General features: G+C 69.9%; 15 protein-coding genes. 6 read left to right on the top strand and 9 right to left on the bottom strand.

Features of this window, described 5'->3' with window-relative positions; translation table 11 throughout:
• The first annotated feature begins 55 nt into the window (after positions 1–55).
• Positions 56–3,955: a DNA-directed RNA polymerase subunit beta' gene (locus tag AC5WS8_RS15900; RefSeq protein WP_496104039.1), complete on the top strand. Its 3,900-nt coding sequence runs from the start codon at positions 56–58 to the stop codon at positions 3,953–3,955.
• A gap of 84 nt (positions 3,956–4,039) precedes the next feature.
• On the opposite strand, the gene AC5WS8_RS15905 is transcribed toward AC5WS8_RS15900, so the two are convergent.
• The 6 genes from AC5WS8_RS15905 to AC5WS8_RS15930 form a co-directional block, all read right to left on the bottom strand.
• Positions 4,040–5,395, bottom strand: coding sequence for a M48 family metalloprotease (locus AC5WS8_RS15905; RefSeq protein WP_496104040.1), 1,356 nt, complete (start codon positions 5,393–5,395; stop codon positions 4,040–4,042).
• 37 nt (positions 5,396–5,432) lie between these two features.
• The gene (locus AC5WS8_RS15910) at positions 5,433–5,990 is read right to left on the bottom strand and encodes a Pycsar system effector family protein (protein ID WP_496104041.1); all 558 of its coding nucleotides are present in this window, start codon (positions 5,988–5,990) and stop codon (positions 5,433–5,435) included.
• Positions 5,987–7,558 carry a hypothetical protein gene (locus AC5WS8_RS15915; protein WP_496104042.1) on the bottom strand — a complete coding sequence of 524 codons (1,572 nt, stop codon included), beginning with the start codon at positions 7,556–7,558 and terminating at the stop codon, positions 5,987–5,989. The genes AC5WS8_RS15910 and AC5WS8_RS15915 overlap by 4 nt, the downstream gene beginning before the upstream one ends.
• A gap of 27 nt (positions 7,559–7,585) precedes the next feature.
• On the bottom strand, positions 7,586–9,793 hold the full coding sequence (locus AC5WS8_RS15920; protein ID WP_496104043.1) for a hypothetical protein: 2,208 nt from the start codon (positions 9,791–9,793) through the stop codon (positions 7,586–7,588).
• Positions 9,790–10,656 (bottom strand): hypothetical protein, encoded by an 867-nt coding sequence (locus AC5WS8_RS15925; RefSeq protein WP_496104044.1) that lies wholly within the window; start codon positions 10,654–10,656, stop codon positions 9,790–9,792. Before AC5WS8_RS15925 ends, AC5WS8_RS15920 begins: the two co-directional genes overlap by 4 nt.
• 334 nt (positions 10,657–10,990) lie before the next feature.
• Entirely contained in the window at positions 10,991–11,749 is a 759-nt protein-coding gene (locus AC5WS8_RS15930; protein ID WP_496104045.1) for a Crp/Fnr family transcriptional regulator, read from the bottom strand.
• A 468-nt stretch (positions 11,750–12,217) separates the two neighbouring features.
• Here AC5WS8_RS15930 and rpsL point away from each other — a divergent pair, with 468 nt between their 5' ends.
• The 5 genes from rpsL to AC5WS8_RS15955 all read left to right on the top strand — a co-directional run bounded on the left by rpsL (position 12,218) and on the right by AC5WS8_RS15955 (position 18,259).
• Positions 12,218–12,589 (top strand): 30S ribosomal protein S12, encoded by a 372-nt coding sequence (rpsL, locus tag AC5WS8_RS15935; protein WP_003948652.1) that lies wholly within the window; start codon positions 12,218–12,220, stop codon positions 12,587–12,589.
• Between the two features lie 2 nt (positions 12,590–12,591).
• Positions 12,592–13,062: a 30S ribosomal protein S7 gene (gene rpsG / locus AC5WS8_RS15940; RefSeq protein WP_009330725.1), complete on the top strand. Its 471-nt coding sequence runs from the start codon at positions 12,592–12,594 to the stop codon at positions 13,060–13,062.
• 39 nt (positions 13,063–13,101) lie between these two features.
• The gene (gene fusA, locus AC5WS8_RS15945; RefSeq protein ID WP_496104046.1) at positions 13,102–15,228 is read left to right on the top strand and encodes an elongation factor G; all 2,127 of its coding nucleotides are present in this window, start codon (positions 13,102–13,104) and stop codon (positions 15,226–15,228) included.
• A gap of 157 nt (positions 15,229–15,385) precedes the next feature.
• Positions 15,386–16,579: an elongation factor Tu gene (tuf, locus tag AC5WS8_RS15950; protein ID WP_496104047.1), complete on the top strand. Its 1,194-nt coding sequence runs from the start codon at positions 15,386–15,388 to the stop codon at positions 16,577–16,579.
• Positions 16,580–16,852: 273 nt separating this feature from the next.
• Entirely contained in the window at positions 16,853–18,259 is a 1,407-nt protein-coding gene (locus AC5WS8_RS15955; protein ID WP_496104048.1) for an alpha/beta hydrolase family protein, read from the top strand.
• Between the two features lie 147 nt (positions 18,260–18,406).
• Here the strand turns inward: AC5WS8_RS15955 and AC5WS8_RS15960 are convergent, their stop codons facing one another.
• The 3 genes from AC5WS8_RS15960 to AC5WS8_RS15970 are packed head-to-tail and all read right to left on the bottom strand — an operon-like array spanning position 18,407 to position 22,365.
• Positions 18,407–19,681 carry an acyltransferase family protein gene (locus AC5WS8_RS15960; RefSeq protein WP_496104049.1) on the bottom strand — a complete coding sequence of 425 codons (1,275 nt, stop codon included), beginning with the start codon at positions 19,679–19,681 and terminating at the stop codon, positions 18,407–18,409.
• The gene (locus AC5WS8_RS15965; protein ID WP_496104050.1) at positions 19,678–21,846 is read right to left on the bottom strand and encodes a bifunctional polysaccharide deacetylase/glycosyltransferase family 2 protein; all 2,169 of its coding nucleotides are present in this window, start codon (positions 21,844–21,846) and stop codon (positions 19,678–19,680) included. Before AC5WS8_RS15965 ends, AC5WS8_RS15960 begins: the two co-directional genes overlap by 4 nt.
• Before the next feature lie 27 nt (positions 21,847–21,873).
• Entirely contained in the window at positions 21,874–22,365 is a 492-nt protein-coding gene (locus AC5WS8_RS15970; protein ID WP_496104051.1) for a hypothetical protein, read from the bottom strand.
• Positions 22,366–22,535 lie beyond the last annotated feature (170 nt).

The raw sequence follows: 22,535 nt of genomic DNA on the forward strand, positions 1-22,535 counted from the left end.
CCCAGGCCCCCGTTTCAGACCAAAGACTTACGACCCTGAGAGGGATTGACGCATAGTGCTCGACGTCAACTTCTTCGACGAGCTCCGGATCGGCCTGGCCACCGCTGACGACATCCGTCAGTGGAGCCACGGCGAGGTCAAGAAGCCCGAGACCATCAACTACCGCACCCTCAAGCCCGAGAAGGACGGCCTCTTCTGCGAGAAGATCTTCGGCCCCACCCGGGACTGGGAGTGCTACTGCGGCAAGTACAAGCGCGTCCGCTTCAAGGGCATCATCTGCGAGCGCTGTGGCGTCGAGGTCACGCGTGCGAAGGTGCGCCGTGAGCGGATGGGCCACATCGAGCTGGCCGCGCCCGTCACGCACATCTGGTACTTCAAGGGCGTCCCGAGCCGCCTGGGCTACCTGCTGGACCTCGCTCCGAAGGACCTGGAGAAGGTCATCTACTTCGCGGCGTACATGATCACGTACGTCGACGAGGAGCGCCGTCAGCGCGACCTGCCCTCGCTGGAGGCCCACGTCTCCGTCGAGCGCCAGCAGATCGAGCAGCGCCGCGACGCCGACCTGGAGACCCGCGCCAAGAAGCTCGAGGCGGACCTCGCCGAGCTGGAGGCCGAGGGCGCCAAGGCCGACGTGCGCCGCAAGGTGCGCGAGGGTGCCGAGCGCGAGATGAAGCAGCTGCGCGACCGCGCGCAGCGCGAGATCGACCGCCTCGACGAGGTGTGGACCCGGTTCAAGAACCTCAAGGTCCAGGACCTCGAGGGCGACGAGCTGCTCTACCGCGAGCTGCGTGACCGCTTCGGCACGTACTTCGACGGCTCGATGGGTGCCGCGGCGCTGCAGAAGCGCCTGGAGTCCTTCGACCTCGAGGAGGAGGCCGAGAAGCTCCGCGAGATCATCCGTACCGGCAAGGGCCAGAAGAAGACCCGTGCCCTCAAGCGCCTGAAGGTCGTCTCCGCGTTCCTGCAGACGTCCAACAGCCCCAAGGGCATGGTCCTGGACTGCGTGCCGGTCATCCCGCCGGACCTGCGTCCGATGGTGCAGCTGGACGGTGGCCGCTTCGCGACCTCCGACCTGAACGACCTGTACCGCCGTGTCATCAACCGCAACAACCGTCTGAAGAGGCTCCTGGACCTCGGTGCCCCGGAGATCATCGTCAACAACGAGAAGCGCATGCTTCAGGAGGCCGTTGACGCCCTCTTCGACAACGGTCGTCGCGGCCGCCCGGTCACGGGCCCCGGCAACCGCCCGCTGAAGTCCCTCAGCGACATGCTGAAGGGCAAGCAGGGCCGCTTCCGTCAGAACCTGCTCGGCAAGCGTGTCGACTACTCGGCGCGTTCCGTGATCGTCGTCGGTCCGCAGCTGAAGCTGCACCAGTGCGGTCTGCCGAAGGCGATGGCGCTGGAGCTGTTCAAGCCGTTCGTGATGAAGCGCCTGGTCGACCTGAACCACGCGCAGAACATCAAGTCGGCCAAGCGCATGGTCGAGCGCGGCCGGACCGTGGTGTACGACGTCCTCGAAGAGGTCATCGCCGAGCACCCGGTCCTGCTGAACCGTGCGCCCACCCTGCACCGCCTCGGCATCCAGGCCTTCGAGCCGCAGCTGGTCGAGGGCAAGGCCATCCAGATCCACCCGCTCGTCTGCACCGCGTTCAACGCGGACTTCGACGGTGACCAGATGGCCGTGCACCTGCCGCTGTCCGCGGAGGCGCAGGCCGAGGCCCGCATCCTGATGCTGTCCTCGAACAACATCCTCAAGCCGGCCGACGGCCGTCCGGTGACGATGCCGACCCAGGACATGGTCCTCGGTCTGTTCTTCCTCACCACCGACGGCGAGATGCGCGACGTGAAGGGCGAGGGCCGCTCGTTCGCGTCCGTGGCCGAGGCGATCATGGCGTTCGACGCCGGCGAGCTCTCGCTGCAGTCGCGCGTGGACATCCGCTTCCCGGTGGGCACCATCCCGCCGCGCGGCTGGACCCCGCCGGTCCGCGAGGAGGGCGAGCCGGAGTGGCAGCAGGGTGACAGCTTCACGCTGAAGACCACGCTGGGCCGCGCGCTCTTCAACGAGCTGCTGCCCGAGGACTACCCGTTCGTCGACTACGAGGTCGGCAAGAAGCAGCTCTCCGAGATCGTCAACGACCTCGCCGAGCGCTACCCGAAGGTCGTCGTGGCGGCCACGCTCGACAACCTGAAGACGGCCGGCTTCTACTGGGCCACTCGCTCCGGCGTCACCGTCGCCATCTCCGACGTCGTCGTTCCCGAGGCGAAGAAGGAGATCGTCCGCGGCTACGAGGCGCAGGACGAGAAGGTCCAGAAGCAGTACGAGCGCGGTCTGATCACGAAGGACGAGCGCACCCAGGAACTGATCGCGATCTGGACCAAGGCGACGAACGAGGTCGCCGAGGCCATGAACGAGAACTTCCCGAAGACGAACCCGATCTTCATGATGGTGAACTCGGGTGCGCGAGGAAACATGATGCAGATGCGCCAGATCGCCGGTATGCGCGGTCTGGTGTCGAACGCGAAGAACGAGACGATCCCGCGGCCCATCAAGGCGTCGTTCCGTGAGGGTCTGTCCGTGCTGGAGTACTTCATCTCCACGCACGGTGCCCGTAAGGGCCTCGCGGACACCGCCCTGCGTACCGCCGACTCGGGTTACCTGACCCGTCGTCTGGTGGACGTCTCGCAGGACGTCATCATCCGCGAGGAGGACTGCGGCACCGAGCGCGGCCTCAAGCTCCGCATCGCGGAGCGCGGCGCGGACGGTGTGCTGCGCAAGGCGGACAACGTCGAGACGTCCGTGTACGCGCGCTGCCTCGCCGAGGACATCGTCGTCGACGGGCAGGTGCTGGCACCGGCCGGCACCGACCTGGGCGACGTGCTCATCGAGGAGCTCGTCTCGCGCGGCATCGAGGAGGTCAAGACCCGCTCGGTCCTGACCTGCGAGTCCGCGGTCGGCACCTGCGCCATGTGCTACGGCCGTTCGCTGGCCACCGGCAAGCTGGTCGACATCGGTGAGGCGGTCGGCATCATCGCCGCCCAGTCGATCGGTGAGCCCGGCACCCAGCTGACGATGCGTACCTTCCACACCGGTGGTGTGGCCGGTGACGACATCACCCAGGGTCTGCCGCGTGTCGTCGAGCTCTTCGAGGCCCGTACCCCGAAGGGTGTCGCCCCGATCTCCGAGGCCTCCGGCCGCGTCCGGATCGAGGAGACCGAGAAGACCAAGAAGATCGTCATCACGCCGGACGACGGCAGCGACGAGACGGCCTACCCGATCTCCAAGCGCGCCCGTCTCCTGGTCAGCGAGGGCGAGCACGTCGAGGTGGGCCAGAAGCTCACCGTGGGTGCCACCAACCCGCACGACGTGCTGCGCATCCTGGGCCAGCGTGCCGTCCAGGTCCACCTGGTCGGCGAGGTCCAGAAGGTGTACAACTCGCAGGGTGTGTCGATCCACGACAAGCACATCGAGATCATCATCCGGCAGATGCTCCGCCGTGTGACGATCATCGAGTCCGGCGACGCCGAGCTGCTGCCCGGCGAGCTGGTCGAGCGCTCGAAGTTCGAGCAGGAGAACCGTCGTGTGGTCCAGGAGGGCGGTCACCCGGCCTCCGGTCGTCCGCAGCTCATGGGTATCACCAAGGCCTCGCTGGCGACCGAGTCCTGGCTGTCGGCGGCGTCCTTCCAGGAGACGACCAGGGTCCTCACGGACGCGGCGATCAACGCCAAGTCCGACTCCCTGATCGGCCTCAAGGAGAACGTCATCATCGGTAAGCTCATCCCGGCCGGTACGGGTCTCGCCCGCTACCGCAACATCCGGGTCGAGCCGACCGAGGAGGCCAAGGCCGCGATGTACTCGGCCGTGGGCTACGACGACATCGACTACTCGCCGTTCGGCACCGGCTCCGGCCAGGCCGTCCCGCTGGAGGACTACGACTACGGTCCGTACAACCAGTAGGCGAGCAGCACGAAGCGAAGAAGGGCGGTCACCCCGTGCGGGTGGCCGCCCTTCGGCGTGTCCGGGCTGCCCCGGGGGCCGGGCTCAGTTGCGCTGCGGCTGGAGGTACGGCTGCAGGTGGTGCAGCCGGGTGTGGTAATCCGGATGCGAGGAGAGCAGCTTGCTCAGGGCGCTCTCCTCGGCGGGGACGCCGCCGCCCTGGGCGGTCGCCTCGGCCGCCTGCTGCTGTTCCTGCTGGTGCAGCTTGTCGAGGACGGCGGCCAGCATCGGGGCGAAGCCGAGCGCTGCCGCGTGCTCGTCGGCGCGCAGCTCGGCGCGGCGGCCGACGGCGGCGAGGGCGTAGGGCACGCCCAGGATCAGCAGGGGCAGGCCGTAGAGAGTGCTGATCGTGGTCAGGGCGACGCAGCCGATGGTCACCGCGACGACGGCGACGCCGAGGCAGCCGAACGCACGTGACACCTTGAACACGACACCGGAGAACGCCTTGAGGAAGCGCCAGGCGACGCGGCCGGGCAGCGCGTACCAGTAGCCGAGCAGCGAGGACCAGGCGTGGCCGCCGACGTGATGGCCCAGCTCGTGCGCCATGACGGCGGCCAGCTCGCCGTTGGGGAGCTGGTTCATGGCGAAGCGGGTGACGCCGACGATGTGACCGGCCGCGGCGACCGCGTTCAGGCTGTCGCTGTCCTCCACCCACAGTTCGTAGGTACGGCCGTCGATGCCGGCGCGGGCGGTGACCGCCTGCCAGACCGGTTCGAGTTTGGCTCGTTCTTGTGGAGTGGGGTAGCGCAGACGGAGCAGACGGCGCGCGAGGGCGCTTTCGGTGGGGCGATGGAAGACGAGTGCGCCGCTGGCGATCCAGGCGAGCACCACGACGATGCCGAAACCGCCGAAGAAGAGGGAGACCAGGCCGACGACGAAGAGACTGCACAGGAAGTTCGGCAGGTGCAGGAGGAGGTTTCCGACGGCGGTGACGTCGGTGCGGCGCTGGTCCCTGGAGATGTGCACCCGGCCGTGGTCGGTGCTGATGTGGTGGGGGTGCTCCGGGTCGTCGGGGGAGAGAGCGGTCGTCGGCGGTGAGGCGAGGGGCGGAGGGGCCGCCGTCGGCGCGGTCCGGGGGTACTGGGGCGGGTAGGGGGGCGGCGCGGCCGTCTGCGGGTGGGCCGCGGGCTGTTGGGCGCTCTGGGGGTAAGCCGGGGGCTGTTGGGCGCTCTGCGGGTACGCCGGGGGCTGCTGGGCGCTCTGCGGGTACGCGGGCGGCTGCTGCGGGACCTGGTGGTGCTGCGGATACTGCGGGGGCTGGGCGGGTGTCGGGTAGGAGGGCGGCTGCTGGGGATACGCCGGCGGCGCTGCCGGCTGCTGGGGGACCGGCTGTGCAGCGGCCTGTGCGGCCTGGGCGGGGGGCCCCGGGTACTCCGGTGGGGACGGTTGGGGTGCGGTCATGGCGGTTCTCGTTCTTTCCTTGAGGTGCGAGGGCGGGTCAGCCGATCAGCAGGGAGGCGGGGAGCAGGACCGTGCCGGCGCAGAAGGCGACGAGGCCGGCCCGGATCCACTGGTGTTTGCGGGCGGCGATCCGGCTGGTCTCGGTGAGCGCCCGGGTCAGGCCGTCCACGGGCCGACGTTCGGTGTCGGCGAGCGCGCGCTCCAGGTGGCCCTGCCGTACCGCCTGGTGGATGTCGCCGAAGTACGACAGGGGACGGCCCGGCTCCCAGGTGCCGGAGCGGTAGCGGGGGAGTACGGCGAGCAGCAGGGCGAACAGGGAGAAAGTGAGGGAGACGGCCCCGGCCCACCACATCGCGGTCCCGGGCCCGGACAGCGCGGCCGGTGTCCACTCCCGTCCGGCGAGCAGCCCGCTGAAGACCCCCGCGGTCATGCCGAGCGCGGCGACGAGAACGGATGCCTTGCTGTCGGCCCGGGCGATCTCGGCCCGCAACTCCGAGAGCAGCCGCTCACAGAGCCGGGCCCGGGCGCTGGGATCGGCGCCGGGTTCGCCGGCCGCCGGGGCGGCCGCGGCGGCCGACGGGTCGAGGTCCGTCATGGGGCGCCCGTCTCGCCGCCGCCGTCGGTGCCGTCGGCGGGATCACCGACGGGGCCCTTTACCGGGAGCTCGGGCCGGCCGGGCGCGGTCGGGGTGCTGCCGTAGCCGGGCGGGGGCTGCCAGGCCGGGGGCGGCGGGGCATACGGACCGGCGGGCGGCGGCCACCCGGGGAGTCCGGGCACCGGCGGCTGCGCGGCGGGCGGTGGGGTGTACGTGCCTCCCGCTCCGTGGGCCGCGGGCGCTCCGGGCGGCACAGGGGGCATGCCCGGGGGCGGCATGGTCGCAGGCGGCAGCATGTGCCCGGCACCCGTACCGGGGGCCTGGCCGGCGGCCGTGCCGTCGCCCCGCGGAACCCCGCCCTGCGCGGCCTCGTCCTGCACGACACCGGCCTGCCCAGCCGCCTGCTGCGCGGACCCCGGGTACGCGGGTCCCGTCCCCTCGGGGAGCGGGGGCGGGTTCTGCGGGACCCCCGGGAGGCGCTGGGTGAGGATGTCGTTGACCGTGCGGAGGGCCAGTTGCTTGGGGCCCTCCAGTTCGTAGCTCTCCGCCGCGTCGCCGCTCAGCAGCTGCTTCACCAGGTCCATCTGGGCCTGGATCATGCGGAGCTGGTCGTCGCGCATGGTGGACATCACCAGGTGCGAGTCCTCCGGGTGCTGGGCCAGGTGCAGCGCCCAGGCGTGCACACCGCCCTGCTGGAGGTGCCACTGGTAGAAGTCGATCTTCTCGGCCTCGATCCGCTGCAACTCCAGGTCCTGCCGACCCTGTTGCAGCGCGAGCTGGTGCTGCTGTCCGCTCGCGAGCATCGCCTGGTCGTGCTGCCACCGCTGCTGCTGGAGCAGGAGCGCCTGCTGCTGCTCCCCGTACGCCATGGCCCGTTCGATCTGGAGCGCGTCCTGCTGCCGCGTGCGGCGGTCCACCTCGACGTCGATCTCCATGCCGCGCTGCGCCGCGTGCATCTGCTCGGCGGCCGAGTGGTCGATGGACTGCAGCCGGTGCTGGTGCCGGATGTTGGCCTTGTCCCGCTTGAGCCGCATCGTCCAGGTGACCTGCAACCCCGCGGGCGCGCCCAGCGGCCCCAGCACGGTCATCGCCTGCAGCAGCTCCCGCTCGGCCGCCGCGCTGTCGGCGATGGCGAAGCGGCGCGTCACCGGCCGCGCCGCCTGCTGGAGCTCGCTGAGCACCAGCCCCGGCACGTCCCGGTGGCCGCTCGCCACGAACCGCGCCGGATCCAGGACCTGCCACGACAGGTCGACCTCGGCGGTGAACTCGAACGCGTCGTTGTCGCTGGGCAGCGCCAGCTCGGAGGTGTGGGGGTGCACCCCCATGTCCACCTCGTAGACGGCGGTGTACCGGTTCGCCAGCACCTCCGCGCGCGTCGGACGCCGGGGCGGCAGGTAGGGCTCGTAGGTGCCCTTGGGGGTGGAGAAGACCAGCGCGTGGTCGATGCGGACGAACGATCTGAGGTTGAAGTCGAAGCGTGACAGCTGACGCACGGTGAGCACGGGGTCGACCAGCTGGGTGTGCCGGTCTGCCGACTGCTGCCATTCGGGCTGACGGAACGTGGGCATGGTGCGTGGTTCTCCTCGGGACGGGACTCAGCGGGCGGGAAGCGTGGTCAGCAGCCGGGCCGCGACCGGAGGCGGAGGGTTGCCGTCCTCACCGGGCATGGTCCGCAGCAGGTGGCTCAGCCGCTGGTGCTCGGCGGTCGTGGTGACGAGCGTCGGCAGCAGCGCGGCCAGCGCCCACTCGACCGCCGTGGAACGGTCGGCGATCAGCACCCAGCCGCGCAGCACGTCGAGCGCCTGCCGGGTGGTGTGCGCATCGGCCAGGGCGTGCCGCCACAGGTGGGGCAGGTCCTGCGCGGCGGGACCGCCCTCGCCGGCCGCGCGGGCGTACCAGCCGAGGACCAGCGGTGTGCCGTACCTCTCGTCGTCCTCGGTGCGCCGGCAGGCCCCGACGAAGCCGCCGAGGGTGAGGTCCCGCACCGCCTGGTCGTCGTCGAGGTGGCGGCGCAGTTCGGTCAGGACCCGGTCGCTCGCGGAGGACAGCAGCAGCAGTTCCACGGCCTGGGCGAGCTCCTGTGCGAGTGAGCCGTCCGTGTCGCCGGGTGTGTCCTCGTACAGCCGCCGCACGGCGCCGCGCAGCGCCGCCAGGGCCTGTTCCGGGCGTTCCGGCCCGACCAGCCCGTACGCCCGTACCGCCACCCAGCGCAGCCGTGGGTCGTCGCCCGCGCACCAGGCGTCCAGGATGCGCGGGATGTTGGGGGTGCCGACCAGGTGGGCGAGGGTGAGCGCGCCGACGGCGACGAGCCGGTGTCTGGAGCGCCTGGACGTGCCCCAGGGTTCGATGACGAGGGCCATCGCGGAGGGCAGGTCGGTGCGGGCGAGGACGGCGACGGTGGAGGCGGCTCGGGTACGGACCAGGGGGCGGCCGTCGTCGGCGAGCCGGCGCAGCCAGCGGATCAGGGCGGGCCGGGCGGACGGGTGCCCGGTCCACACCTCGCGCAGCAGCACGAGCGGGGCCCGCTCGTCGCGGAAGCGCGCCTTCTGCTGGGTGACCGGACCCCACTCGGTGTGCTCGTCGTCCAGGTACAGCTCGGCGCGGGCCAGTTGGAGGCGCTTGCCCGCGTGCGTGCCGAAGACGGGGACCTCGGGGACGCGGGCCGGGTTCTCGGTCTCCTGCAGGAAGCGGTAGAGCAGGTCGCTGAGTTCGGCGGTCAGCGCGTACGGGCCGTCGTCGAACGCGGCCAGGGCGACGAGGAACGCCTTGTCACGCAGGTGCAGCGAGGCCTCGTCCTCCTCGAACCACTCCCGCACCTGGTTCTCCAGCGACACGAGGGAGAAGCCGTCGATCGCGTCCTCGGCGACCTCGCCCGCCGCGTACCGGCCGAGGAGGCGGGCGAAGGCGGCGACCTCGCGCGGCTGGTGGCCACGGTCCAGGAAGTCGGTCACGGCCGGGAGCCCGAGGAGTTTCGCGGCGGTCTCCTCGTCGGTGAGGACGCGCAGGTGGGCGGCGAGCACGTCGGCCGGGGCCGGCGTGCGCCACTCCTCCACGGCCACGTCCTCCAGCGCGGCGGTGGGGGCGACGGTCACCACGAGGTAGGCGTCCCGCTCGGCGAGGCGGTCGCGGGCGGCCAGCAGATGGGGCTCGCGCAGGGGCTGGTCGCCACGGGTGCTGAGGTCGCACAGCACGTGGCCGCGGGCCGGGTGCCGGTCGCCGAACTGTTCGGCCAGGGCGCTCGGGCTGGTGTCGCGCACCAGGGTGCGCACGGGGAGCGCGCCGAGGCGGTGCAACAGCATGAGGGCGGCCGTGCGGCGGCCGGAGAAGCGGGGGCCGGAGAGGACCAGGACGCGGTCGTGGCGCAGCCGGACCAGGAGGCGGTCCATGACCTGCTCGTCGGCGACGAAGCGCCCGGCCAGCTGTTCCAGCGCGGTGTGCGGGACCTCGCCGGAGGCGGCGGGGGCGGTGAGGCCGGGGACCGCGAGCTGGTAGATCTCCGTCTTGCTGCCGAGGAAGACGTCGCCGGAGAAGTGGCCGCCGCTGATGCCGCCGTGCTGGTCGCCGAGGACGCCGCCGCTGAAGCGGGCCCGGGCGCCGACGTTCATGGTCCGCGGGCTGTGGTCGACCAGGTCGCGCCGTGCCGACCAGGCGTTCTGCGGCTGGTCGTGTTCCTCGGGCTCCGCCTCGGGGCCCGGGCCCTGACCTGTGTCCTCCGCGGCTCCCGGGTCGGCCGCGGGCTGCTCTGCCGAAGGCCCGCTTCCGGCGGCCGGACGCGCAGGCGCCTCCGCCTCGGGGCTGCTCATGCGGGCTCACCGCCTTCGCGGCCGCCGCCCTCGCCGAAGTGGACGTCGCCGGAGAAGTGGCCGCCGCTGATGCCGCCGTACTGGGCGCCGCCGATCAGTCCGCCGCTGAAGGTGCCGCCGTGGATGTTGATGACAGGGCCCGGCGCCGGAGCTCCCCCTGATCCGGCCGGCGCCGGGCGGTCCTGCGGGGGGACCCGCGGCGCCGGGCGGTCCCCCGAACCGCCCGGCGCCTCCCCCGCCCCCGTGTCACCGTGGTCGTCGTGGTCCTTGTGCTGGGGCCTGGCCGTGCCGCCGGGCGGCGGACCGTGCAGCCATGCCTTGAGAGGGCCGTTCTTGCTGTCCACCGTCACCGGGTGGAAGGCGTCGGCCGGGATGCCCGCGTGGTCGTGGCGTACGACGCCCAGGTACAGCCCGTCGGACACGCACAGCGCGAAGTCCTCGGGCCTCTCGCGCAGGGCGTCGCGCAGCAGGCCGGCGTCCAGCAGCCGGCAGGCGTGGTTGAGGTCGGAGCCGACCCAGCCGCCGTGCTCGTCGACCGCGACGTATCCGGTGGAGAGGACACCGCGCAGACGGATCTGGGCGGAGCGGGACGCCATGCGGTTGACGGTGCGCAGGTGCGCGGGCACGTCGTGGAGCAGGGCCCGCAGCAGGGCGGTGACCGGAGCGTTCGCGTCGATCAGCTCCATCACGGCGTCACCGCGGTCGGCCCGCAGCCGCCGGGTCTCGTCGATGCCGGCGCCGTCGAGGGTCCGGTCGGTGATGTCGTGGAGCATGCGGCGCAGATACGCCTGCTCCACGTCGTCCCGGTCGCTGAACCTCTCGATGTCCAGCAGGAGGATGGTGCGGCTGACGGGGTCGGTCATGGTCGCCTCTCGAGGGGGTCGCCGTGCAGGGCAGCAGCGTGGCTGCACGGGCCGCTCCGCGGTGAGGGCGGATGACGCAGTAGAAGTGTGACCGTATGCACAGAAGGGCTTGGCGGGGTGGTGGGGGCGAGGCAGGTCCGGTGCCGGGAACGTTTCCCGCCACCGCCGCCCCTTCCCTCCCGTCCCTGGGGGGGTGCCGCCCCCAGACCCCCGCTGTCGGCCGCAACGGGTGCGTCCTCGAACTCCGCCGAGCTCTGCGGGCAGGGAGGACCCCCGGACGGGCTGATTGCTGCCGGCCGGGGCTGGTAAGGGCTGCGGGGGCGGAACCCCTCCCTCACTGCTCCCGCGGCCCCGGCGGCGAGGGGACCCCCGCCGAAGGTCCCGCCGCCGCGATCCGGCGCAGGATGTCCGGCCGCAGGATCAGCAGCGCGCGCCGCCCCGTGGCCACCGCGTCCTTGTCGCGGAGTTCGCGCAGCAGCCGCTGCACCATCTCCCGTGACGCGCCCACCGAGCCCGCCAGCTCCTGCTTGCTCAACGGGACGCACAGTTCGATTCCCTCGGCGGTGCGGCGGCCGTGCATGCGGGCCAGATCCAGCAGCAGCACGGCGAACCGCTCCCGCACGCTCATCGACGCGAACTCCAGTCGGCGCCGGTCCGCCGCGCGCGTGCGGTCCGCGGTCAGGCCCAGCAGAGCGAACGAGACGGCCGGCCGGTCGCCCAGGAAGCCCCTGAACCTCTCGTGCTCCACCGCCACCGCCCGCACTGCCTCCAGCGCGGTCACCGTCGCCGACCGCGGCCGCCCGGTCAGCGCCGCCGACTCGCCGACCACGTCGCCGGGCCCGCGCAGCGCGAGCAGCGCCTCGTAGCCGTTGGCCGCCGACGCGGTGACCTTCGTCCAGCCGTTCACCAGGAAGAGGACATGGGACGACGGCTCGTGCTGATGGATCAGGACCATCCGCGGGGTGAACGTCAGCTCGCGCCCGAGTGACAGCAGCGCCGACCGGTCCTCGGTCTCCAGCCGCGCCAGGAACGGCACCCTGTCGTCCAGCCCGCCGTCGTCCGGCGAGTACGCCGCAGTCCAGGCCGTTGTCATGCCCCACCCCCGATCACTCCGCCCGTTCACCATGCGCCGCGGCGGACGGATCAACGTACTGAAAGCGCAAGAGCGCGGGGCGCGGAAGAGCGCGATTCGGCCATCGTTGGCCGGAGCGTTGCGTACGGCCTTCGACCTGGCCCGGAGCGCTACGGAGGACCTCTCCCGGCGCCCTCGGACAAGCCGGGAGGAATCGCAGGCGGTGAGGTGAGAAATCCGGCGTGTCGTGAGGCACTCCATTTGTTTTGACCGAAGTCCGTGAGGTAGGTACGCTCAGACCTTGTGCCTGGGGTGTGCCCTGGCTCTCGTGCGTGCCTTCACACCGCAGTGGGAGTCGCGACCGGCCACCGTAATCTGCGCCCTTTTCGCCTGGCGGCGGGAGTCTGCGGGATTCGACACACCCGACCGCGTGGGTCGGTGACGTTCCAGGTTAGCTGTACCCATCGGCACACAGAAACCGGAGAAGTAGTGCCTACGATCCAGCAGCTGGTCCGCAAGGGCCGGCAGGACAAGGTCGAGAAGAACAAGACGCCCGCACTCGAGGGTTCGCCTCAGCGTCGTGGCGTCTGCACGCGTGTGTTCACGACCACCCCGAAGAAGCCGAACTCGGCCCTGCGTAAGGTCGCGCGTGTGCGTCTGACCAGCGGGATCGAGGTCACGGCCTACATTCCGGGTGAGGGACACAACCTGCAGGAGCACTCCATCGTGCTCGTGCGCGGCGGCCGTGTTAAGGACCTGCCGGGTGTTCGCTACAAGATCATCCGCGGTTCGCTCGACACCCAGGGTGTCAAGAACCGCAAGCAGGCTCGTAGCCGTTACGGCGCCAAGAAGGAGAAGTAAGAATGCCTCGTAAGGGCCCCGCCCCGAAGCGTCCGGTCATCATCGACCCGGTCTACGGTTCTCCTCTGGTCACGTCGCTCATCAACAAGGTGCTGCTGAACGGCAAGCGCTCCACCGCCGAGCGCATCGTCTACGGTGCCATGGAGGGCCTGCGCGACAAGACCGGCAACGACCCGGTCATCACGCTCAAGCGCGCTCTGGAGAACATCAAGCCGACCCTCGAGGTCAAGTCCCGCCGTGTCGGTGGCGCCACCTACCAGGTCCCGGTCGAGGTCAAGCCCGGCCGTGCCAACACCCTGGCGCTGCGCTGGCTGGTCGGTTACTCCCGCGCCCGCCGCGAGAAGACCATGACCGAGCGTCTGCTGAACGAGCTCCTCGACGCGTCCAACGGCCTCGGCGCCGCTGTGAAGAAGCGCGAGGACACGCACAAGATGGCCGAGTCCAACAAGGCCTTCGCGCACTACCGCTGGTAGTCGCTACCCCATCGAGAACCGAGAGAAGACTGAAGCCTTATGGCTACCACTTCGCTTGACCTGGCCAGGGTGCGCAACATCGGCATCATGGCCCACATCGACGCGGGCAAGACGACCACCACCGAGCGGATCCTGTTCTACACCGGCGTTTCGTACAAGATCGGTGAGGTCCACGACGGCGCTGCCACCATGGACTGGATGGAGCAGGAGCAGGAGCGTGGCATCACGATCACCTCTGCTGCCACCACCTGTCACTGGCCGCTGGAAGACGTCGACCACACCATCAACATCATCGACACCCCGGGCCACGTCGACTTCACGGTCGAGGTGGAGCGCTCCCTGCGCGTGCTCGACGGTGCCGTGACGGTGTTCGACGGCGTTGCCGGCGTTGAGCCGCAGTCCGAGACGGTGTGGCGTCAGGCGGACCGCTACGGCGTTCCGCGCATCTGCTTCGTCAACAAGCTCGACCGCACCGGTGCCGAGTTCCACCGCTGCGTCGACATGATCTCCGACCGCCTGGGCGCGCAGCCGCTGGTCATGCAGCTGCCGATCGGTGCCGAGGCCGACTTCAAGGGCGTTGTGGACCTGGTCCGCATGAAGGCCCTGGTCTGGTCCGCGGAGGCGACCAAGGGCGAGATGTACGACGTCGTCGACATCCCGGCCACGCACACCGAGGCCGCCGAGGAGTGGCGCGGCAAGCTGCTCGAGGCCGTCGCGGAGAACGACGAGGAGCTGATGGAGCTGTACCTCGAGGGCGAGGAGCCCACCGAGGAGCAGCTGTACGCGGCGATCCGTCGTATCACCATCGCGTCCGGCAAGGGCACCGGCACCACCGTCACCCCGGTGTTCTGTGGTACCGCGTTCAAGAACAAGGGCGTCCAGCCCCTGCTCGACGCGGTCGTGCGCTACCTGCCGTCCCCGGTCGACATCGAGGCCATCGAGGGCCACGACGTCAAGGACTCGGAGACGGTCATCAAGCGCAAGCCGTCCGACGAGGAGCCGCTGTCGGCGCTGGCGTTCAAGATCATGAGCGACCCGCACCTCGGCAAGCTCACCTTCGTCCGCGTGTACTCCGGCCGTCTGGAGTCCGGCACCGCCGTGCTGAACTCCGTCAAGGGCCGCAAGGAGCGCATCGGCAAGATCTACCGCATGCACGCCAACAAGCGTGAGGAGATCGAGTCGGTGGGCGCCGGTGACATCGTCGCCGTCATGGGCCTGAAGCAGACCACCACCGGTGAGACGCTCTGCGACGACAAGAACCCGGTGATCCTGGAGTCCATGGACTTCCCGGCCCCGGTCATCGAGGTCGCGATCGAGCCCAAGTCCAAGGGTGACCAGGAGAAGCTGGGTGTCGCCATCCAGCGTCTCGCGGAGGAGGACCCCTCCTTCCAGGTGCACACCAACGAGGAGACCGGCCAGACCGTCATCGGCGGCATGGGCGAGCTGCACCTCGAGGTGCTGGTCGACCGTATGCGCCGTGAGTTCAAGGTCGAGGCCAACGTCGGCAAGCCGCAGGTCGCGTACCGCGAGACCATTCGCCAGAAGGTCGAGAAGGTCGAGTACACCCACAAGAAGCAGACGGGTGGTACCGGTCAGTTCGGTCGCGTCATCATCTCGGTCGAGCCGATCGAGAGCGGCGACATGTCGTACGAGTTCGTGAACCAGGTGACCGGTGGTCGCATCCCGAAGGAGTACATCCCTTCGGTCGACGCCGGCTGCCAGGAGGCGATGCAGTTCGGCATCCTCGCGGGCTACGAGATGACCGGCGTCCGCGTCACCCTGCTCGACGGTGCGTACCACGAGGTCGACTCCTCCGAGCTGGCCTTCAAGATTGCCGGTTCGCAGGCCTTCAAGGAGGCCGCGCGCAAGGCCAAGCCCGTGCTGCTCGAGCCGATGATGGCCGTCGAGGTCACCACGCCCGAGGACTACATGGGTGAGGTCATCGGTGACATCAACTCCCGTCGTGGCCAGATCCAGGCCATGGAGGAGCGTGCCGGCGCCCGTGTCGTGAAGGGCCTGGTTCCGCTGTCGGAGATGTTCGGCTACGTCGGCGACCTCCGCAGCAAGACGTCGGGTCGCGCGAGCTACTCGATGCAGTTCGACTCCTACGCCGAGGTTCCGCGGAACGTCGCCGAGGAGATCATCGCGAAGGCCAAGGGCGAGTAACGCACCGCGTCCACACGCTTTAGGCTTGACACCGACCGCCGGGGTTTCAAACCCCCGTTTCACCCGGGTGGGAGCGACCCCGGCGGCCGGCACCCCAGCAAAGATCACCTGGCGCCGATGAGTAAGGCGTACAGAACCACTCCACAGGAGGACCCCAGTGGCGAAGGCGAAGTTCGAGCGGACTAAGCCGCACGTCAACATCGGCACCATCGGTCACATCGACCACGGTAAGACGACCCTCACGGCCGCCATTACCAAGGTGCTGCACGACGCGTACCCGGAGCTGAACGAGGCCACCCCGTTCGACAACATCGACAAGGCTCCTGAGGAGCGCCAGCGCGGTATCACCATCTCCATCGCGCACGTCGAGTACCAGACCGAGTCGCGTCACTACGCCCACGTCGACTGCCCGGGTCACGCGGACTACATCAAGAACATGATCACCGGTGCGGCGCAGATGGACGGCGCCATCCTGGTGGTCGCCGCCACCGACGGCCCGATGCCGCAGACCAAGGAGCACGTGCTCCTGGCCCGCCAGGTCGGCGTGCCGTACATCGTCGTCGCCCTGAACAAGGCCGACATGGTGGACGACGAGGAGATCCTGGAGCTCGTCGAGCTCGAGGTCCGTGAGCTCCTCACCGAGTACGAGTTCCCGGGCGACGACGTTCCGGTCGTCCAGGTCTCCGCTCTGAAGGCGCTCGAGGGCGACCCGAAGTGGACCCAGTCGGTCCTCGACCTCATGAACGCCGTCGACACCTCCATCCCGGAGCCCGAGCGTGACGTCGACAAGCCGTTCCTGATGCCGATCGAGGACGTCTTCACGATCACCGGTCGCGGTACGGTCGTCACCGGCCGTATCGAGCGCGGTGTCCTGAAGGTCAACGAGACGGTCGACATCATCGGCATCAAGCCGGAGAAGACCTCCACCACGGTCACCGGCATCGAGATGTTCCGCAAGCTGCTCGACGAGGGCCAGGCCGGTGAGAACGTCGGTCTGCTGCTCCGCGGCATCAAGCGCGAGGACGTCGAGCGCGGCCAGGTCATCATCAAGCCGGGCTCGGTCACCCCGCACACCGAGTTCGAGGCGCAGGCCTACATCCTGTCCAAGGACGAGGGTGGCCGCCACACGCCGTTCTTCAACAACTACCGCCCGCAGTTCTACTTCCGTACGACGGACGTGACCGGCGTGGTGACCCTCCCCGAGGGCACCGAGATGGTCATGCCGGGTGACAACACCGAGATGAAGGTGGAGCTCATCCAGCCCGTCGCCATGGAGGAGGGCCTGAAGTTCGCCATCCGTGAGGGTGGTCGGACCGTGGGCGCCGGCCAGGTCACCAAGATCGTCAAGTAAGTTCTGCTTGCTTGAGGGTCCGACCCCCTGGGTCAGCTGACCCGAAGAGGCCCGCACGACTTCGGTCGTGCGGGCCTCTTCGCGTCGTTGCGAACGTGTTCGACGTGTCCGACCCCTGGTCCCGGGCGCCGCCTCGCACCCGGCACGATCGTGCACCCGGTCTTCCTCTTCGTCTCGACGGTGCCCTGGCCGAGCTGATCCCCGAGGCTGTTCGGGGGAACGACAGGTGTCGTGCGGAGAGGTGCGACGGGCGCGGTCCTACGTTCGGGCGTCATGGACAATCCAACGGCTGCCCCGGTGCCCGGACCCAGTCGGCGTGGCACCCTGGCCGGGCTCGCCGGTGCGGCCGGAGCCCTGCTGGCCGCCGGATGCACGGCCACGGACACCTCGCCGGGGCGCGGGCCGGGGGCCGGGCCGTCGGCCTCCGCGACGGTCGACGTCCCGGCCCCCGGTGCGATGACGCTCTTCGACAACCCGGAGTTCAACTTCGGCGGGCTCCTGGCGCTCGGCGCGGCCGGACAGCGCAGCAGCGAGGTGGGCGAGGTGCTCACCGCCGTCAACGCGATCAACAAGGTCGGCCTCACCGCGCAGACGTACGTCCAGACCTTCAGAAGCCTCGGTGACCGGCTGATGAAGGGGCCGGGCGGTAGCAGGCCCGACCGCGAAACCAGGCGGTTCCGCGCCCTGCGGGCCTCGCAGTACTACGCCCAGGCACTCTTCTTCGTCCTCGGCTCCCAGGACCCCGGCAGCGAGGAGGCGCTCTACCGGGCCGGGCGCGGGGCCTGGGACACCTTCTGCCGGCTGTGCGACCCGCCGCCGGTGACGGCCGACGTCCCGTACGGGAGGACCCCGCTGCCCGTGTGGCTCTTCCGCCCGGACACATCGGGACGGCCGCGCCGCACCGTGATCCTCACCAACGGCAGCGACGGGCAGAACGTCGACATGTGGACGTACGGGGTGTCGGCCGCCCTGGACCGGGGCTGGAACGCGCTGGTGTACGAAGGACCGGGCCAGGGGCGGCTGATCTTCATCGATCGGGTGGTGTTCACCCCACACTGGGAGAACGTGGTCCGGCCGATCGTCGACTGGCTGGTCGACCGATCCGACGTCGACACCCGCAGAATCGCGCTCACGGGACTGAGCATGGGAGGCTGCCTGGCTCCTCGCGCGGCGGCCTTCGAACGGCGGATCGCGGCCCTGGTGGCGATGCCCGGCTGCCTCGCACCGTGGCTCGCCTTCCCCCCGGAGGTCCGCAAGATCCTCACCCCGGACAAGGCGGAGACCAACGCCGCCTGGAACAAGGAGATCGTCCCGGAACTGTCCCCCGCCGACGCGGCGACGCTGAGGAAACGCTTCGAGCCGTTCTCCGCCGCGGCGATGCAGGCGGCCCGCAAGGGCAGGACGTTCACCGACTTCCACACCCCGGCGAGCCTCATCCGGTCCCTGACGATCACGAACGTGGTGGGCCGCATCAAGGCCCCCACCCTGGTCCTCGACTACCAGGACGAGCAGTTCTACCCGGGCCAGGCGGCCCAGCTGTACGACAGACTGAGGGCACCCAAGGACTACGTGAAGCTCACCGCGGCGACGGGCGCCCAGCTGCACTGCTCACCGATGGCGCCGCAGCAGCACTGCGAGGTGGTGTTCGACTGGTTGGCGGAGAGGCTGCGGGGCGCCTGACCGGAGGTGCCGGGGCCGACCACTCCTCGGCCCGGTCGGCGTCAGGACATGGGCAGGGTGTCGACGAAGTGGGTCCCGTCGGAGGTGAAGCCGGACACGGCCTTCTGGACGCCCTTCGCAGACACCGCCTTGCCGGACAGCCGTCGGCTACTTGCGCCGCTGGCCCCTGGGTTGCCGCGGATAGGGGAACAGCCGCGGTCTGCGCTTGGCCGCCACGTCCTCCACCCAGCCGAAGGCCAGCAGCGCCAGAAGGATCAACGGAACGGCCACCAGCAGCGGGAACCACTGGCTGGACAACAGCCAGTGCAGGTGCGTGTAGCAGAAGTCGTTGTTCCAGAGCGGTGCGATCAGCGGTTCGGTCAGCACCAGCGCGAGGCAGTGCCACAGGTAGAGGGTGACCGCCCGGGAGTTGAGGAGGGTCACGACCCCGTTGAACCGCTCCAGTCGCCGGGGCCACCTCTCCCAGGAGGGGCTCAGGTGGAGCAGGAGCATCACGCTGCCGAACGACCAGAGCGCCTGGGCCAGGGGTACCGCCTCCAGGTCGGGACCGATGCGGGGCTGGTCCACGGGGGCCTGTTGCAGCCACCAGTAGCCGAGGGCGAGCACCAGCGGTGCGATCGAGGGTGCGACGTACTGGGGGATGCGCCGGAACACCCCCTCGTGGTGGGCCATGCCGAGCAGCCAGCAGGAGGCGAAGGTGGTGAAGTCGGTGGCCGTCTCCATCACCCGGCCGGCCTGGTCGACCAGGCCGGAGTTGAGGAAGGCCGACAGCGCCAGCGGCACCAGCAGGGTGACCCAGGGCAGTCGGCGTACGGCCTTCAGCATGAGCGGGGACAGCAGCATGAACCAGAGGTAGGCACGCAGGTACCACAGCGGTACCACGACCTGCTGCGCCCAGGTGGCCGGCAGGTGGCCGCCGAAGCCGGTCAGGTGGGAGGCGAAGGACGGGGTGCTGATCGGCAGGACCCAGAACACGAGGTGGATCCACCACCAGGTGGGGTGCCCCTCGGAGTTCGGGCCCCAGCCGTCGAGGATCATCGCGGGCAGCATGACCGCGCCGAACATCCACATGGGGGGAAGGAGACGGCGCGTCCGCGACCGGATGACGCTCAGGGCCGGCCGGTTCAGAGACCGGGCCATCAGCGATCCGGCCAGGGCGAACATCACGCCCATGGAGGGGAAGACCAGCGGCAGCCAGGTCCATGAGAAGTTGTGGTAGATCACCACCCGGACCAGAGCCATGGCCCGCAGCAGGTCCAGGTAGCGGTCACGGCCGGCTTTCGGCCCGGGCGCGGCGGGCCCGGTCGCCGGCTCGTTCCGCGGCGCGGCGGGGGTGCGCGCCGGCAGGACGGCGGTGTCCATGGCCCGCAGGGCCATGGTGTCGAAGTCGCGTCCGAGTCCACCCGGTTCCGCAGTGGTCATGACGGCATCTCCCCCATGGTGACGTCAAGCCCGACCTCGCCGGTGCGCCGCAGCTTCTGCCAGCGCAGGTGGCCTCCGGTCAGTGCGGTGATCCACGACTGCAGCAGGACCATGTACATCAGGACCCGGTAGACCACCTGCTGCAGAGGCAGGGTGATCAGGTGCCAGGGCTTCTCCCCGTCCAGGTAGAAGGACCATCCGGCAAAGAGGGCCTGGATGGCCATCACCCCGAACCAGGCACCCAGGGTCCTGTAGGGGTCGACGAAGACCACCCCGTAGACCATGGCGACGTCGATGGCGGGGGCGAGCAGGGGTGTGAGCACCATGAACACGGCGACGAAGGGCAGTCCGATCCGGCCGAAGTGCCCGGCCGTACCGCGCTCCAGCACCGCGTGCCGGTGCTTCCACATCGCCTGCATGGTGCCGTAGCTCCAGCGGTAGCGCTGGGACCACAGCTGGCGCAGGTTGCCGGGCGCCTCGGTCCAGGCGCGGGCCTTCTCCGCGTAGACGATCTTCCAGCCGGCCCGGTGCAGCGCCATGGTCACGTCGGTGTCCTCGGCGAGCGTGTCGTCGCTCATGCCGCCCACCTGCTCCAGCGCCGTACGACGGAAGCCGCCCACGGCACCGGGGATGGTCGGCATGCAGCCGAGCACGTCGTACATCCGGCGGTCCAGGTTGAAGCCCATCACGTACTCGATGTGCTGCCAGGCGCCGATCAGCGTGTCCCGGTTGCCGACCTTGGCGTTGCCGGCCACCGCGCCGATCTGCGGATCGGCGAAGGGCTGCACCAGCTCACGGACGGTCGAGGGCTCGAAGACCGTGTCGCCGTCCATCATGACGATGAGGTCGCAGGAGGCCGCGGCCACACCGGTGTTGAGGGCGGCCGGTTTGCCGCTGTTGGGCTGGCGGATCAGCCGGACCATCGGCAGGTCGAGTTCCTCCACGATGGCGGCGGTGTCGTCGGTCGACCCGTCGTCGACGACGATCACCTCGATCGGGTGGTCGCTTCTGGCCAGTGAGAGCAGGGTGTTGGTGATGCACTCCTGCTCGTTGTAGGCGGGCACGACCACGGTGGCCGGTTCGGTCACCGAATAGCCCCAGGTGAAACCCTGCTTGCGGGTGCGGCGCACATGCACGACCGAGAGCACCAGCATCAGGGCGAAGCGCAGGAAGACCAGCGTGCCGACGACCGCGAGCAGGGCGACCAGCCAGGGCATCAAGCGCACGGAGAGCGTGGTGCACCACAGGAACGTTTTTCCAGCCCACAGGTTGTAGCCGGTGACCCGCGTGTTGGCGCTGCCGGTGCCGAGTGCCTCGCCGATGGTCCTGAAGGTGTAGCCCTCGGCCCTGAGCTTGTCGATGATGACCGGGAGCGCGGCCAGCGTCTGCGACCGGTTGCCACCCGCGTCGTGCAGCAGCACCATCTCACCCTGCCCGGGCAGGTCGGGCAGGGCCGCCTGGACGATGGCGTTGACGCCGGGGCGCTTCCAGTCGTCGGTGTCCTTGTTGATGAAGGCGACCAGATAGCCGTCCGATCCGACCTCCTTGGCCACCGGCCATGACCAGTCGTCGAGCGCGTCGGCGGTGGAGGAGTACGGCGGGCGGAACAGGCTGGTGTGGATGCCGGCGACGCCTGCCAGGGCCAGCTGGGTCTCCCCGAGTTCCCACCGGAGCCTGGTACTGCTCTGCAGCGCGAGGTCGGGGTGGGTGAAGGTGTGCAGGCCGATCTCGTTGCCGCCGGCCACGATCCGGCGTATCAGCGAGGGGTTGCGGGTGGTCATGGAGCCGGTGACGAAGAAGTCGGCGTGCACGTGCTTGGCTGCCAGCACCTTGAGGATCTTGGGTGTCCACTGGGGGGACGGACCGTCGTCGAAGCTCAGGACCACGGTCTTGTCCGGGATCGTGTAGCTGACGGGCTTGTCGTTCCTGCTGCCCCGCGCGTCCACGATCGGACCGCCCTCGAGCACGCTGCGCGGCACGGTGCCCTTGTCCACCGAGACCGCGATGCGCTCGTCGTGGAAGACCTCGTTGTTCGCCATGCCCCGCAGCACCAGCAGGGCCAGCAGCGTCACCAGCACGGCCAGCGGCAGGAAGAAACGCAAGGGGGGCGCGGCGAGTCTGCGTGGCCGCGGGGCGGCACGCCGGGAGCGTGGTTGGCGGGACATGGCTTTCCTGGTCGTTGTCTTCGCGTGTCAGGAAACAGCGGTCGGTGCGGCGGTACCAGGGGCGGTCCCGGTGCTGGAGCCGGTACCAGAGGCGGTCTCGGTGCTGGAGCCGGTACCAGAGGCGGTCCCGGTGCTGGAGCCGGTGCCAGAGGTGGTCCCGGTAACGGTGCCGCCGGTGGCCGCGGTACGGGTGCCGGCCCCGGTGCCGGTGCCGGTGCCCCGCGCTGCGAAGGATGCGCTCGCGGTGGGCGCCGGGCTGATCCGGTGCCCGGCCGTGCCCGGAGGAGAGGGTGGCGAGGCGTTCAGGTACTGGCCGGGCGGAGTGGTGTCGGCGGTGCCCGGGACGCTGAGGGCCGGTGCCTGCGACTGGGTTCCGAGCAGGCCGGAGATCATGGCCAGAAGGCCACCGGCGCACAGGGCGCCGAGCACCCAGCCGAGGCCGCGCAGGCGACGGCCGCGCCGCCCCGTCTGGTCCACGAAGACGGGGGAAGGCTCGACTTCCGCACGTGGGCTGGTCACCGACGACCTCGGCTTTCAATGATCGCGTCGCCGCGTACTCCAGGATGCGACGCAAAATACTCGAACGAACTGTGCGCGCAGAACGAGATGTTCGAATTAGCAGGGTCTGCCCGTCGGCCTGTGATCAGATCGAGACGAGTGTGTGGAGGGCTCAGGGATGCCTCGTACAA

Source organism: Streptomyces sp. PTL18, from assembly GCF_059510295.1.

Bases quoted from the DNA above. Each gene is read 5' to 3' on its own strand.
- AC5WS8_RS15905 (WP_496104040.1), bottom strand. From the start codon at position 5,395: ATGACCGCACCCCAACCGTCCCCACCGGAGTACCCGGGGCCCCCCGCC.
- AC5WS8_RS15910 (WP_496104041.1), bottom strand. From the start codon at position 5,990: ATGACGGACCTCGACCCGTCGGCCGCCGCGGCCGCCCCGGCGGCCGGC.
- AC5WS8_RS15915 (WP_496104042.1), bottom strand. From the start codon at position 7,558: ATGCCCACGTTCCGTCAGCCCGAATGGCAGCAGTCGGCAGACCGGCAC.
- AC5WS8_RS15920 (WP_496104043.1), bottom strand. From the start codon at position 9,793: ATGAGCAGCCCCGAGGCGGAGGCGCCTGCGCGTCCGGCCGCCGGAAGC.
- AC5WS8_RS15925 (WP_496104044.1), bottom strand. From the start codon at position 10,656: ATGACCGACCCCGTCAGCCGCACCATCCTCCTGCTGGACATCGAGAGG.
- AC5WS8_RS15930 (WP_496104045.1), bottom strand. From the start codon at position 11,749: ATGACAACGGCCTGGACTGCGGCGTACTCGCCGGACGACGGCGGGCTG.
- rpsG (WP_009330725.1), top strand. From the start codon at position 12,592: ATGCCTCGTAAGGGCCCCGCCCCGAAGCGTCCGGTCATCATCGACCCG.
- fusA (WP_496104046.1), top strand. From the start codon at position 13,102: ATGGCTACCACTTCGCTTGACCTGGCCAGGGTGCGCAACATCGGCATC.
- AC5WS8_RS15955 (WP_496104048.1), top strand. From the start codon at position 16,853: ATGGACAATCCAACGGCTGCCCCGGTGCCCGGACCCAGTCGGCGTGGC.
- AC5WS8_RS15960 (WP_496104049.1), bottom strand. From the start codon at position 19,681: ATGACCACTGCGGAACCGGGTGGACTCGGACGCGACTTCGACACCATG.
- AC5WS8_RS15965 (WP_496104050.1), bottom strand. From the start codon at position 21,846: ATGTCCCGCCAACCACGCTCCCGGCGTGCCGCCCCGCGGCCACGCAGA.